General features: G+C 36.4%; 15 protein-coding genes. 13 read left to right on the plus strand and 2 right to left on the minus strand.

Annotated features, from left to right (window positions below):
• The first annotated feature begins 106 nt into the window (after positions 1-106).
• Positions 107-1,213: a fatty acid desaturase gene (locus T432_RS0100360; protein WP_028883707.1), complete on the plus strand. Its 1,107-nt coding sequence runs from the start codon at positions 107-109 to the stop codon at positions 1,211-1,213.
• Between the two features lie 119 nt (positions 1,214-1,332).
• Complete coding sequence (locus T432_RS0100365) at positions 1,333-2,055, plus strand: TrmH family RNA methyltransferase (RefSeq protein WP_248646245.1); 723 nt, start codon at positions 1,333-1,335, stop codon at positions 2,053-2,055.
• Here T432_RS0100365 and ppsR read toward each other — a convergent pair.
• A complete protein-coding gene (gene ppsR, locus T432_RS0100370; protein WP_014111537.1) occupies positions 2,045-2,875 on the minus strand; it encodes a posphoenolpyruvate synthetase regulatory kinase/phosphorylase PpsR in 831 nt (276 codons plus the stop codon). The genes T432_RS0100365 and ppsR overlap by 11 nt on opposite strands.
• A 152-nt stretch (positions 2,876-3,027) precedes the next feature.
• On the opposite strand from ppsR, the gene ppsA reads away from it, so the two are divergent.
• From ppsA to T432_RS0100400, 6 genes are read left to right on the plus strand one after another with little or no spacing between them, the layout of a single operon-like run.
• Positions 3,028-5,397 (plus strand): phosphoenolpyruvate synthase, encoded by a 2,370-nt coding sequence (gene ppsA / locus T432_RS0100375; protein WP_028883709.1) that lies wholly within the window; start codon positions 3,028-3,030, stop codon positions 5,395-5,397.
• A 2-nt stretch (positions 5,398-5,399) separates the two neighbouring features.
• On the plus strand, positions 5,400-5,843 hold the full coding sequence (locus T432_RS0100380) for an NfeD family protein (protein ID WP_081799284.1): 444 nt from the start codon (positions 5,400-5,402) through the stop codon (positions 5,841-5,843).
• Positions 5,844-5,854: 11 nt separating this feature from the next.
• Positions 5,855-6,790: an SPFH domain-containing protein gene (locus T432_RS0100385; protein WP_014111534.1), complete on the plus strand. Its 936-nt coding sequence runs from the start codon at positions 5,855-5,857 to the stop codon at positions 6,788-6,790.
• A complete protein-coding gene (smpB, locus tag T432_RS0100390) occupies positions 6,790-7,239 on the plus strand; it encodes an SsrA-binding protein SmpB (protein WP_014111533.1) in 450 nt (149 codons plus the stop codon). Before T432_RS0100385 ends, smpB begins: the two co-directional genes overlap by 1 nt.
• Before the next feature lie 7 nt (positions 7,240-7,246).
• Positions 7,247-7,690 (plus strand): type II toxin-antitoxin system RatA family toxin, encoded by a 444-nt coding sequence (locus T432_RS0100395; protein ID WP_014111532.1) that lies wholly within the window; start codon positions 7,247-7,249, stop codon positions 7,688-7,690.
• On the plus strand, positions 7,671-8,006 hold the full coding sequence (locus T432_RS0100400; protein ID WP_081799285.1) for an RnfH family protein: 336 nt from the start codon (positions 7,671-7,673) through the stop codon (positions 8,004-8,006). The genes T432_RS0100395 and T432_RS0100400 overlap by 20 nt, the downstream gene beginning before the upstream one ends.
• On the opposite strand, the gene ygfZ is transcribed toward T432_RS0100400, so the two are convergent.
• A complete protein-coding gene (ygfZ, locus tag T432_RS0100405; protein WP_028883712.1) occupies positions 8,003-8,890 on the minus strand; it encodes a CAF17-like 4Fe-4S cluster assembly/insertion protein YgfZ in 888 nt (295 codons plus the stop codon). The two genes, T432_RS0100400 and ygfZ, sit on opposite strands and share 4 nt — an antisense overlap.
• 113 nt (positions 8,891-9,003) lie before the next feature.
• Between ygfZ and mltG the strand changes: the two genes are divergently transcribed.
• From mltG to T432_RS0100430, 5 genes are read left to right on the plus strand one after another with little or no spacing between them, the layout of a single operon-like run.
• Positions 9,004-10,032: an endolytic transglycosylase MltG gene (gene mltG, locus T432_RS0100410; RefSeq protein ID WP_028883713.1), complete on the plus strand. Its 1,029-nt coding sequence runs from the start codon at positions 9,004-9,006 to the stop codon at positions 10,030-10,032.
• Position 10,033: 1 nt separating this feature from the next.
• A complete protein-coding gene (tmk, locus tag T432_RS0100415; protein WP_014111528.1) occupies positions 10,034-10,648 on the plus strand; it encodes a dTMP kinase in 615 nt (204 codons plus the stop codon).
• Positions 10,649-10,653: 5 nt separating this feature from the next.
• Positions 10,654-11,694 (plus strand): DNA polymerase III subunit delta', encoded by a 1,041-nt coding sequence (gene holB, locus T432_RS0100420; protein ID WP_028883714.1) that lies wholly within the window; start codon positions 10,654-10,656, stop codon positions 11,692-11,694.
• 9 nt (positions 11,695-11,703) lie between these two features.
• Entirely contained in the window at positions 11,704-12,480 is a 777-nt protein-coding gene (locus tag T432_RS0100425; RefSeq protein ID WP_028883715.1) for a TatD family hydrolase, read from the plus strand.
• Between the two features lie 8 nt (positions 12,481-12,488).
• Positions 12,489-13,145, plus strand: a complete 657-nt coding sequence (locus tag T432_RS0100430; protein WP_014111525.1) for an ankyrin repeat domain-containing protein — start codon at positions 12,489-12,491, stop codon at positions 13,143-13,145.
• Positions 13,146-13,157: the final 12 nt, after the last annotated feature.

A 13,157-nucleotide genomic window follows, 5' to 3' on the forward strand; every position in this document is an offset into this window, starting at 1 on the left:
AAATACCACAATTAATTACAGAAACGTTTAAATTCTTACACTGTTTGAATTTTAAATGTTAATATAAAAACAATTTTTTAAACACGGTTTTAAATACTATTTTAATATGACACCTGAAAAATCTCTAGATATGGGTCTTAATGTAGATCCACGTCCATTAACTCCGAATGAACAACTTCCTCACAGAAAAGTAATTCGCAGTTGGACTCAGCCCTTTGCCTCTAAAAATATGGCTTGGGGATTATTTTTAATTGCACTTGATTTTGTTATCTTAGGTGCCTTGCTTTTTGGAACTGTGCATTTTTATGCATGGTGGGCTAAGCTAATTTTCGCACTCTTGGCTGGATTTTGGATTGGTAGAATCTTTGTTATTGGACACGATTTATGCCATCAAGCTTACTTCAAGAGTCGTAAGATGAATCATTTCTTTGGTAGGATTTGTTTCTTGCCTTCAGTATCTCCTTATAGTCTTTGGGATGTTGGTCATAACGTTGTTCATCACGGATATACAAATCTAAAAGATGTTGACTTTGTTTGGCAGCCAAAATCTCCAGAAGAGTACAAAGAGATGAGTTCTGGAAGAAAATTCCTTGAGAGAATCTACAGAAGTGGTCTAGGTTCTGGTATCTACTACATAATTGAAATTTGGTGGAAAAAAATGATGTTTCCATCAAAAAAAGAGATGCCTACTCAAAGAAAAATATTCTTCTGGGATAGCCTATTATGTGCAGCATTTGGTTTAGCTTGGGCTGGTGTTGTTGTATGGGCGGCTTATGCGACTGGACAGTCAGTACTAACCTTATTGTTCTTCTCTTGGTTCTTGCCGTTATTGATGTGGTTTTACATGATTGGATTTGTGGTTTATGTTCACCACACTCACACTAAAATCACTTGGCATGATGATAAAAAAGAGTGGGCGGCAGCACAGCCATTTGTTTCAACTACTGTTCACTTGACTTTCAACTACAACATGGGTTCTTTAGTTCATCATATTTTTGAACACACTGCCCATCACGTTGATATGTCTATTCCTCTATATCACTTAAAGTCTGCACAAGCTAAATTGGAACATATATTGCCTGAGCGTATTGTAATTCAACCATTCTCATGGGGATGGTATTTCAGAACAGCTGGTGCATGCAAACTATACGACTATAAAAATAAAGTTTGGACTGATTTTGACGGTAATCCTATTACTAAGCATCAAGTTTAAGTTTTAATTACCCCCATTGCCTTCATTGTGTTAAAACGCTTTGAAGGCTTTTTTTATTTGTATTCATGGAAATAATAAAATCTAAGGATAATACTTTTTATAAAAATCTTATAAAAATTATGAACTCTAAGGTGCCTCAATATGCTCTGTTGGAGGGACCGCATCTATATGAACAATGGGTTGCTAGCAATAAACCTATTGAATGCATTATTTGTTCTGAGAGCTTTATAGAAAAAAATTCTAAATTCCTATCATTTTTCAAATCAGAGGTGCGATGTGTAAGTGATGCCTTATTTTCGCAACTTAGTGATGTCGTTTCAAATCAAGGTCTGATGATTCTTGTTAAATACTCTATTGGTAAAAAAAATGACTTAGATTTTACTCAATCTATAGTTATGCTTGATGGAGTACAAGACCCAGGAAATATAGGAACAATTTTAAGAACCTGCCTAGCAGTGAATATTCATCAAGTAATAATGAACGACAAATGTGCTAATGCCTGGTCAAGTAAAGTGATCCGAAGTGCTCAAGGGGCACATGCATTTATAGATATTTATAGACTGAATCTAATTGAGATTATTGAATTACCTAAGATTAGGGATGAATACGAAGTCATTGCCACCCTAATTAGTGAGGAAGCCAAGTTTCTATATAAGTTGAATTTAAATAAAAAGATAGCTTGGATATTTGGCAATGAAGGTGCGGGCATCTCAAAAGAGGTCTGCTCTAAAGTTGATACCTCAATAATGATCCCCATGGAATCGGAAATAGAATCGCTAAATGTGGGGGTCGCTGCAAGTGTATGTCTTTATGAGCAATATAGGCAGAAACTTAGCCAATAGTCTTAGGATCTATTTTCAAAATTTGAAGTATCTGAGTAGAGATTTCTTCAATAGATTTAGTGGTTGAGGAGAGCCAGGAAATATTTTCCATGCGAAGAAGTCTTTCTGCTTCGGCCACCTCATATCTACATTGCTCAATAGAGGCATATTTGCTATTTGGGCGGCGCTCACTTCTGATTTCACTCAATCTATCGGGATGTATAGAAAGACCAAATAATTTATGTCTATAAGGTTGTATGGTTTTTGGAAGTTGACCTCGCTCAAAATCCTCAGGAATTAATGGAAAATTAGCGACTCTTAGGGCATATTGCATTGCAAGATATAGACTAGTAGGAGTTTTTCCGCTGCGAGAAACTCCGACTAGAATCACATCAGATTGCTCAAGCCCATGCACAAATTGACCATCATCATGTGCAAGCGTGAAATTTATGGCTTCAATTCTTTTTCTATAAGCATCCGAACCTACATTATGATGAGATAATCCTATAGCTGGTTGAGATTTAACATTGAGCGAGAGTTCTAAGGTATTTACACAGGCGGTAAAAATATCAAGGAAAATTCCTTTAGAATTTCTAATTTTTTCTACGATTTCCTCTTGAACTAAGGTGCTGAAAATAATGGGAGGAGAATCCGTTACAGCAATCTCATCTATCCTTCTTATAATATCTTCTATTTGAGGTACTGTTTTAATGAAAGGTTCTCGGACCATCTTAAAACGATAATGATGCAAAAACTGGCTAAGTACAGAATTACCGAAGGTTTCAGCAGTAATGCCTGTGCCATCAGAAATAAAGAAAACAGTCTTAATAGGCAAGGTCATTTACTATCCTTATTGCATTTCATTTAGTTTTCAAAAGGTTTACAATGTAAAGCACCTAAATTATAAATAACTATTGGTATTAAGGCTCATTTATTTAAAAATTTTTCATAGATTTTCTAATAAATTGGCTTTTTTTATTATTGGAGAGACTTATGTCTTACGTTGTTCCTTTTGAGCATCTTCGTATGCAAGATGTTGATACTGTTGGGGGTAAAAATTCATCTCTAGGTGAGATGATTTCCCAACTATCTTCTGCAGGTGTTCGAGTCCCTGGCGGCTTTGCCACTACAGCTCAAGCCTTCAGGGATTTTCTTAAATCATCTGGACTAGACACTAAAATCGCTGAGAAATTAAAAACTCTTAATCCCGAGGATGTTAGAGAATTAGCGGCTGCAGGTCAGGAGATCCGCAATTGGATTATTGAAGCACCATTTTCTGATGAATTTGAAAAAGCAATTCGTGATGAATTTGCCAAACTTGATACTGACGGAAAAGGTAGTTTTGCTGTTCGCTCATCTGCCACAGCCGAAGACCTTCCAGATGCTTCATTTGCTGGTCAGCAAGAGACATTTTTAAATGTTACTGGTATTGAAGACGTTCTAGATAAAATTCGACATGTTTTTGCATCTCTATATAACGATAGGGCGATTTCTTATCGTGTTCATAAAGGGTATGAACACTCGGATGTTGCATTGTCAGCAGGGATTCAGAGAATGGTGAGATCTGACCTTGGAAGTGCAGGTGTAATGTTTACTATAGATACTGAGTCTGGATTCCCAGGAGTAGTATTTATCACTTCATCGTACGGCTTAGGGGAGACAGTAGTACAGGGAGCTGTAAATCCAGATGAATTTTATGTCTCTAAGGAATCTTTAAACCGTGGAAAATACCCGATTGTAAATAGAAGGATTGGCTCTAAATTCATCAAAATGGAATTTAATGATGAGCGTAAGCCTGGTGAAGCAGCCGTAAAAACCGTTGATGTTCCTTCAGTTGAAAGAAATCGATTTTCTCTTACAGATGATGAGGTCATCGAACTTGCAAAATATGCATTGATTATCGAGAAACATTATCAAAGACCCATGGACGTGGAATGGGGACGAGATGGTATTGATGGAAAACTTTATATATTGCAAGCAAGACCCGAGACGGTTAAATCATCTGAAGGTTCTAATGGTACAGCTCAACAAAGATATAAATTAAAAGCTACTGGTGAAATTCTTTGTACCGGTCGAGCAATTGGTCAAAAAGTGGGTGTCGGTAAAGTTAAAGTTATTCACGATTTAGACCAAATGGATGAAGTTAAAGAGGGTGATGTATTAGTAACTGATATGACTGACCCGAATTGGGAGCCGGTTATGAAAAGAGCAAAAGCCATTGTTACTAATCGTGGGGGACGTACATGTCACGCCGCAATCATTGCCAGAGAACTAGGGATTCCAGCTGTTGTAGGCACGGGAAATGGTACAGAAGTTCTCAAAAATGATATGCAGGTAACTGTATCGTGTGCTGAAGGAGATGAAGGAAAAATATATGATGGGCTTCTTGAGACGGAAGTAGAGGATGTGGTTAGAGGCGATATGCCTGAAATTCCAGTAAAAATTATGATGAATGTGGGTAATCCTCAATTGGCATTTGACTTTGCACAAATTCCAAATATGGGTGTTGGGCTTGCTAGGCTTGAATTCATAATCAATAACAATATTAATATTCACCCTAAAGCAGTTTTAGATTATCCAAATGTAGATTCAGATCTTAAGAAAGCAGTCGAATCAGCTGCAAGAGGATATGAAAGTCCACGTGCATTCTTTGTTAAGAAACTGGCTGAGGGTATCGCAACCATTGCCAGTGCATTCTATCCAAAACCTGTAATCGTGCGACTCTCGGATTTTAAATCTAATGAATATAGGAAACTTGTAGGCGGAACTCGTTATGAGCCAGATGAGGAAAATCCTATGCTAGGCTTTAGAGGGGCTTCTCGTTATATAGCGGATGAATTCCGTGATTGCTTCAAAATGGAGTGTGAAGCTATAAAAATGGTGCGTGAAGATATGGGATTGACTAATGTGGAGGTAATGATTCCATTTGTCCGCACTGTAAATCAAGCAAAATGTGTGGTTGATATATTGGCGGAAAATGGTCTTAAAAGAGGCGAGAACGGACTTCGACTTATTATGATGTGCGAACTACCAAGTAACGCCATACTTGCCGAAGAATTTCTAGAATATTTTGACGGATTCTCTATTGGTTCTAATGATATGACTCAGTTAAGCCTGGGTCTAGATAGAGATTCAGGAATGGAGTTATTAGCTAAGGATTTCGACGAAAGAGATCCTGCGGTTAAATATCTTCTAGAAAAAGCAATTAAAGCCTGCGTTAAGGCAAACAAATATATTGGTATTTGTGGCCAAGGCCCTTCAGATCATCCCGATTTTGCAAAATGGTTAATGGAAAAAGGTATTAAATCAATATCTTTAAATCCAGATACTGTTGTTGAAACCTGGCAAAAACTCGGAGAGTGATTATGATGTGGGTTTGGTTTGCATTAGCAGCAGTGTGCCTAATTGTAGAGCTTATGACGGGTGGATTTTTTCTACTCTTTATATCTTTAGGGCTATTTGCAGCAGGGATTCTCTCATTTTTTGAATTGCATATATATTGGTCTTTAGGAGCTTTTGCCATAATCACTCTATCAAGTATATTTTTACTTAGAGTTTTTGGTATTAGAAAGTCACCTGCTAAAAAAGCAGCTCAGGACAAAAATGTTAATTTGGATATCGGAACATCTATTTTTGTAAATTCTTGGAACGGAAATAGACGTACACAAGTCAATTATCGTGGAGCTCAATGGCAAGCTATTTTGGCTGACCATATTACTACCATACCAGAGTCAAGTGGATACTATAAAATAATGGCCATTAATGGATTGGTTTTGGTTTTAGAACCCGTAGGATTTAAAGTAGATTAGGAGAGAGTAGAATGTCGGCTTTAGAGATTTTTTGGATAATTTTAATTATTCTAGTGATTATTTTAGTATTTAAGTCGGTGGCGATTGTACCCCAACAGCACGCATGGGTAGTTGAACGACTAGGTAAATTTGATAGGGTTCTAACTCCAGGTCCTCAATTTGTAATTCCACTAGTTGAGAAAGTAGCATATAAGCATATGCTCAAAGAAATTCCATTAGACGTTCCATCACAAATTTGTATCACTAGAGATAATACTCAACTACAAGTCGATGGGGTTTTGTACTTCCAAGTTACTGATCCTAAATTGGCTTCCTATGGCTCTTCTAACTATATCTCGGCAATTACTCAACTAGCTCAAACAACCTTGCGTTCAGTTATAGGTAAGATGGAATTAGATAAAACATTTGAAGAGCGTGAAGTCATTAATGCTGAAGTTGTATCTGTACTAGATGAAGCTGCAACTACATGGGGCGTTAAAGTTTTGCGTTACGAAATTAAAGACCTAACACCTCCAACCGCTATTTTGCAAGCGATGCAACAACAAATTACAGCTGAACGCGATAAAAGGGCTCGTATTGCTGTTTCTGAAGGTGAAAGTAGAGAGAAAGTAAATATTGCAGAAGCTCAAAGAACTGCTGATATCTATCGTTCTGAAGGTGAAAAGCAAGCTCAAATCAATAAAGCTGAGGCTGAAGCTGAATCAGTTAGAAGAATTGCTGAGGCGACTGCTAAAGCTATTTCTGAAGTGGCTAATGCTATTAATCAGCCAGGTGGTCGCGAAGCAGTAAATCTTCAAGTGGCAGATCGTTATGTAGAAGCTTTTGGAGAATTAGCTAAAAAAGGTACTACTTTAATCCTACCTAGCAATATGTCGGATATGGGTGGCTTAGTTGCTTCAGCTTTAACAATTTTGGACACTCATAAACAAAACAAAATTAATTCTTAATGAGTATAGTAGAAAATAAAAGAGCCCGTCACGACTATTTTATAGAAGATAGATTCGAGGCGGGTCTTGTTTTAGAAGGATGGGAAGTAAAAGCCATTAGAGCAGGTAAAGTTCAACTTCATGATACTTACGTTATAGTTAAAGATGGTGAACTTTATATTTTGAACATGCATGTAAATCCTTTGCTCTCCGCTTCCACACATGTTCATCCCCAGTCAAATAGAACTCGAAAACTATTGATGCATAAAAGAGAAATCAATAGATTAATTGGAAAAGTTGAGCAAAAAGGTTACACATTAATTCCACTAAATCTACATTACAAATCAGGAAAAATTAAACTAGATTTTGGTTTGGCCAAAGGTAAAAAAGCTCACGATAAAAGAGACACGCTTAAAGAAAGAGATTGGCAGCGTGAAAAAGAAAGAATAATGAAAACCAATAGGTTATAAATTAAAAATGCCAGTAATAAATAAATCTGTACTAGTGCCGTATTCAGCTGCTCAGATGTTCGACTTGGTTGATTCCGTAGAAGAATATCCTGATTTTATGCCTTGGTGTGGTGGCTCAAAAATAATTGAAAGGACTGAATCCACGCTCATTGCCACCATAATAATTAGTATTGCAGGCCTTAAGCAATCATTTACAACAAAAAATATAAATAACAAGCCTACAAATATAAAATTATCACTAGTAGATGGGCCATTTTCCTCATTATCAGGGGAATGGAATTTTATTCCTTTATCGGAAAATGCCTGTAAGGTAGTGTTTGACCTTAAATACGATTTTAAAAATCGTGCTCTAGCACTTGTTGTGGGCCCAGTTTTTAATACGATTGCCAGTACTTTTATCGATTCATTTACAAAGAGGGCAAAAGCAAAGTATGGCGAATCCAACCTCTAATCATATAATCATTAAGTTTGTTTTTGCCGACGAATTTGGCCACATACAAAGCCATGAGACACAATTCCCGCAGGGCACCTTGCTTTCTGATGCACTGAAGTTAAGCCCGTTTGATATCAAAAATAGGGGTATATCAGTGTATGGAAAAAAAGTTCCACTAAATTATGTGCTTAGAAATGCTGATCGAATCGAAATTTGTAGGCCCTTGAGTTTTAATCCCATGGAATCCAGAAAACGTCGTGCTCAAGTAGCTAAAATGGGTATTCTTAAAAAAGAGGCTCAAAGAAGACGAAAAGTCGTGTTCGACTCCAATTAAAGCGGGTAGGGCAAGGGCAAAAGCTCAAAATTATCGCCCGCCTCTAATGTTTCTAAGTATGCAATAGGCATCTCGGCTAGCACAAATTGTTGCCTATCATAAGTCACAGAATTGATAGCAGTGCCCAAGAGAGTGCCATCTATAGATAAATCCTGTCCATCGCAAATATCTAGATTATTGATTTTAAGAGGGTAGGCTCTTTTTTTAGGCGAGCTTTTATAATGAAGCCTTGCAATGACTTCCTGCCCCGTATAACAGCCCTTAGAAAAACTTATCGCATTAATAGAGTCAAGATTTAAATTTTGAGCTAAAAATAGTCCGTATATATCCTTAGTGACCCATGCAAGCCCACTTCTAATATCCTCGGATATCCATCTTAAACTTTCTTCGCTTAATTGTTCATTCTCGTCCGTTTGCACTTGACCTTCTTGGGCGATTTTTATAGTTAGTTTGCGGTTTTTGTTTGAATCTGGACTTGGGAATCCTATTGAGAAAAGGCCTTCTTTGGAGTCGCAATGTAGGAGTGGGAAATGAGGAATCCCTCCGTTGGTTAAATCATTTTCGTTCTCATAGCTAGGAGCGATTAATGCTTTGGCAATATTTACTTTGACGTTCGCCCTTAAAACATACATTGATAATCTTTTTGCTATGTCTGTGGCAATGCTTCTGTGAACTAAAAAATAAATATTTTCATCGCTTCTGTCACTATCAGCTGAATCAGACCATAACACACCAGTTGCTTGAAGACGACCTTGATGGTTGCAATAAGCTGTAAATTGGGCTTGACCAGCAGAGACTCTATTTATGTCTTGAGTAATTTGGCCTTGAAGAAAATTCCTTACATCTGAACCAGAGAATTTAATTAAAGCAAAGTGGTTAATCATTGTATGAAATGTTTTAGTTAGACTTTATAAGCTTACTTGAATTGACTATTTATATCAATTATCCCTAAGTTAATACGTTAAAATAAAAAACTAAACTTTTGCTAGCAGACTTTATGATTAAATTTCTCTTTAAATCGATTCTAATTGTTTTAATTCTTCTGTTGGTAATTGTTGGGGCAGGGGGATATTACATCAATAAAACGCTAACTAGTCCTTTAGAGTTTGAAGGCGAGAAGTTAATTATCTCAGTCCCAGAGAACACATATTTATCTCAAATTTCTGATATTGTTAGCCAAAACACTCAGTCCTCCATAAATCCCACATTTATTAGGTTATATTCAAAAATCCAAGAATTACAAAATAAACCTTTAGTAATCCACCCTGGAGCATATGAAATTAAAAAGGGAGATTCAGTTGTCGATCTTATTCAAAAACTCAATAATAGTGATAGATACTATAGTTCAATATTGCTTATTGAAGGTTGGAATTTAAAGCAGATAAAGAGTGCTTTTGCCTCTAAATCGGACTTAAAACAAAATTTACCTTATAAATCAGATGAAGAGATTTTAAAGTTATTTGGTGCTCCCCAATATATAAAATCCCTCGAAGGATTAATACACCCTAATACCTATATGTATACTCCAGGAAATATGGATATTGATATTCTTAGGGTTGCTTATAAAAAAGGTATGGAACTACTCAATAAAGAATGGGAGAGTCGTTCTCCAAACCTTCCTCTAAAAAACCCTTACGAAGCTTTGATACTTGCTTCGATAATTGAAAAAGAAACGGGTAAGTCTTCCGATAGAAAACGTATAGCAGGCGTTTTTATCAATAGATTAAATAAGGATATGCTTCTTCAAACTGATCCTACAGTTATCTATGGTATGGGTGATAAATATCAAGGCAAAATAAGAAAAATTGATCTCCAAACTGACACACCATGGAACACTTATACAAGGAAAGGATTGCCACCTACACCTATTGCCAGCCCTGGTTTAGAATCAATACAAGCGGCTCTGCATCCTGAAGAACATGAATATCTCTACTTTGTATCGAGGGGAGATGGAACAAGTGCATTTGCCAAATCTCTAGCAGAGCATAATAAAAATGTAAATGAATATATTCTGAAGAAAAAATAATATGAAAGGATATTTCATAACTCTTGAAGGTATTGACGGAGCAGGCAAAAGTTCACACCTTGATTTCATAGTTGAATTTTTTGAAAGGCTTGGTAGAGAAGTTGTAGTTACTCGAGAACCTGGGGGCAATTCTCTTTCGGAAGCTCTTCGCACTTTGCTTTTAACAGAACATATGAATTCTCTTACTGAAGTTTTACTTATGTTTGCTTCTAGAAGTGAAAGTGTATGTAGCATAATTATGCCTGCCTTAGCCGAAGGAAAGATTGTAATATCAGATAGATTTACGGACTCTACATTGGCATATCAAGGGGGAGGACGAAACTTCTCAATTGACGTTATAAATGACCTAAAAAATATAGTTCACCCTGATTTAACTCCAGACTTGACTCTTCTTTTTGATGTTCCCCTTGAAGTTGCACGCGACAGATTAAGTAAAGGTCGCTCAGCTGATAAATTTGAAGCCCTTGATGGGGATTTTTTTAATAGAGTTCGCAAACAATACTTGAGCATGGCAAACTATGAACCAAATAGGTTTAAAGTAATTGATTCGAGTCATCCTGTCACTGTTGTTAGAAGGCTTGTTTATCAGGCTTTAATGGATTTTATTGGTGTTTAAAGAAAGTGGAAATAAAGTCTTTTTACCCCTGGCACAAAGATTTAGCAAAAAAGTGGATATCATCAACTGATAGATTTTCACATGCTTGGCTAGTTTACGGGCAAGAAGGAATTGGTAAGTTCGATTTTTGTCTTGCTGCTGCAAAATCTTTTCTTTGTCATAACCCACAACCCTTTTTTTGCAATGAGTGCAATTCCTGCCATTTAATGGATAAAAGCAATCACCTTGATTTTAGAATTGTGGTACCAGAAGCACTTCGTGATCACTACAATCTAAATCAGCAAGAACTTGAGGAATACACATCATCAAGTTCAACAAGCTCTAAACCATCTAATGAAATAAAAATAGATCAAGTTAGAGAACTAGAGAATTTTTTTACACTTAGTCCTTCTTTGGGCAAAACTAAGGTGGTTATATTAGGGCCTGTAGAGGCCTTAAACCAAGCATCATCAAATTCATTGCTTAAAATTCTTGAAGAACCTTTGGGCGACACTATATTTTTGCTTTTTACGCACGCAATACAAAAGGTAATACCAACAATACTATCAAGATGCCAAAGATTACCACTTCCAATTCCAAATATGGAATTATCAACAGAGTGGCTTATATCTAAGGGCGTAAAAAATCCTAAGGAGCTATTATCTATGGCTTCTGGAGCTCCTTTAAAGGCCTTGGAATTAAATGAATCCTCTTATCAGCCTGTGCAATATTGGGTTTCAGATTTTGTCAAAGACCTAAATTCTGGTTCACTTATAAATTATGATGTATATGTGGAGAAACTCGAATCCATTCCAAACAACCAATGGATTGCAAGTTTACAAGCTTTGCTTACTGACTTAATTCTGACCAAACAAGGATTAAACCCTAGGTTTTTTGATTCATTGCGGGATGAAATCGGAAGCATTGCCACTAAAAGTAATATTCAAAGGCTTTTATATTTATGGGATTATTTAATAGATAGACAAAAACTAGCAAGACACCCTTTGAACCCTAAATTATTTATTCATTCATGCTTACAAAGAGTGTTTTTAAGCTTAAATAAATAAGGATATTTTATGTTTGTAGATTCGCATTGTCACTTAGATTTTCCAGAGCTTATTTCTGACCTTGACAGCATTATGCAAAAGATGAAACAAAATGAGGTTGAACATGCACTTTGTATTAATGTGAATAAGCCTGACTGGGATAATGTAATCAATCTAACTGAAAAATACGATAATTTGTCCGCTTCTGTTGGCGTTCATCCTGATTACGAAGATACTGCGGAACCCACAGTAGAAGATATTGTAAATTACGCCAAACACCCTAAAGTAGTAGCAATTGGCGAATGTGGGTTGGATTATTATCGTTTGGCTGAGCCTCTTGAGTGGCAGAGAGATAGATTTAGAGTACATATTAGAGCGGCTATAGAAGCGGGCCTTCCTTTAGTGATACATACTCGTCAAGCCCCTAAGGACACAATTAAGATTTTAAAAGAAGAGGGTGCTGAGCGTTGTGGTGGAGTTATGCATTGCTTTACTGAAGATATGAAAATGGCCGAAGCCTCTTTAGATTTAGGTTTTTATATTTCGATGTCTGGGATTGTTACTTTTAAAAATGCTACACAAGTCCAAGAAGTAGCAAAAAATATTCCTCTAGACAAACTTTTGATTGAAACCGATTCACCATATTTAGCCCCTGTCCCTTATAGAGGGAAAAGAAATGATCCATCATATGTTATGCATGTTGCAGAAAAAATTGCTGAGCTTAGAGGAATTTCTTTAGATGAAGTTGGTAGGCAAACAACTTCAAATTTTTATAAATTATTTCCAAAAATAAAATCAAATTCTTAGGAGGAATTATGAGAGTCAATAAACTTCTTTTAGCTTCGTTGTTAGCATTTACTGCCTCTACAGCGGCTTTGGCTGCTGATGCCCCGATTTTCAAAGCGGTCGAGAACAATAGTGTTCAAGCAATTAAAAAACAATTGGATGCTGGACAAGATCCTAATATTGTAAATATGCAAGGGCATTCTCCATTTATCCTAGCAATTAGAGAAGGCAATTTAGAGGCCGCAAATTTGATTGCAAAAAGCCCTAAATTTAACGTTAATCACGAGAATAGCTTTGGTGAAACTCCTTTGATGTATGCAGCCATTTCTGGAAATATGGAATTAGCTCATTACCTTATTAAGCGTGGAGCAAAAATCAATAAATTCGGATGGACACCTTTACACTATGCTGCTTCTACTGGAAAATCAGATATGGCTCAACTATTGCTTTCTAAAGGGGCTATCCCAAATGCACCAGCACCAAATGGAGCATCACCACTAATAATGGCGGTTAAAGCAAGCAATATTCAAACAGTAAAAGTATTATTAGAGGCGGGTGCAGACCCTAAAGCAATAGATCAAAGCCGAAAAAGTGCCTTGGATTATGCTAAGGAGAAAAACCTTAAATCTATATATGAACTTATGCTTCAGTATGATCCAAGAAAGGGAATAAAACCTCAAAAATAATTTTAAAAGAAT

Source organism: Taylorella asinigenitalis ATCC 700933 (genome assembly GCF_000687755.1).
GTDB classification, from domain to species: domain Bacteria; phylum Pseudomonadota; class Gammaproteobacteria; order Burkholderiales; family Burkholderiaceae_B; genus Taylorella; species Taylorella asinigenitalis.

Excerpts from the sequence above, each read along its gene's own strand:
- T432_RS0100360 (WP_028883707.1), top strand. The coding sequence starts at position 107 with ATGACACCTGAAAAATCTCTAGATATGGGTCTTAATGTAGATCCACGT.
- T432_RS0100365 (WP_248646245.1), top strand. The coding sequence starts at position 1,333 with ATGAACTCTAAGGTGCCTCAATATGCTCTGTTGGAGGGACCGCATCTA.
- ppsR (WP_014111537.1), bottom strand. The coding sequence starts at position 2,875 with ATGACCTTGCCTATTAAGACTGTTTTCTTTATTTCTGATGGCACAGGC.
- ppsA (WP_028883709.1), top strand. The coding sequence starts at position 3,028 with ATGTCTTACGTTGTTCCTTTTGAGCATCTTCGTATGCAAGATGTTGAT.
- T432_RS0100380 (WP_081799284.1), top strand. The coding sequence starts at position 5,400 with ATGATGTGGGTTTGGTTTGCATTAGCAGCAGTGTGCCTAATTGTAGAG.
- T432_RS0100385 (WP_014111534.1), top strand. The coding sequence starts at position 5,855 with ATGTCGGCTTTAGAGATTTTTTGGATAATTTTAATTATTCTAGTGATT.
- smpB (WP_014111533.1), top strand. The coding sequence starts at position 6,790 with ATGAGTATAGTAGAAAATAAAAGAGCCCGTCACGACTATTTTATAGAA.
- T432_RS0100395 (WP_014111532.1), top strand. The coding sequence starts at position 7,247 with ATGCCAGTAATAAATAAATCTGTACTAGTGCCGTATTCAGCTGCTCAG.
- T432_RS0100400 (WP_081799285.1), top strand. The coding sequence starts at position 7,671 with ATGGCGAATCCAACCTCTAATCATATAATCATTAAGTTTGTTTTTGCC.
- ygfZ (WP_028883712.1), bottom strand. The coding sequence starts at position 8,890 with ATGATTAACCACTTTGCTTTAATTAAATTCTCTGGTTCAGATGTAAGG.
- mltG (WP_028883713.1), top strand. The coding sequence starts at position 9,004 with ATGATTAAATTTCTCTTTAAATCGATTCTAATTGTTTTAATTCTTCTG.
- tmk (WP_014111528.1), top strand. The coding sequence starts at position 10,034 with ATGAAAGGATATTTCATAACTCTTGAAGGTATTGACGGAGCAGGCAAA.
- T432_RS0100425 (WP_028883715.1), top strand. The coding sequence starts at position 11,704 with ATGTTTGTAGATTCGCATTGTCACTTAGATTTTCCAGAGCTTATTTCT.
- T432_RS0100430 (WP_014111525.1), top strand. The coding sequence starts at position 12,489 with ATGAGAGTCAATAAACTTCTTTTAGCTTCGTTGTTAGCATTTACTGCC.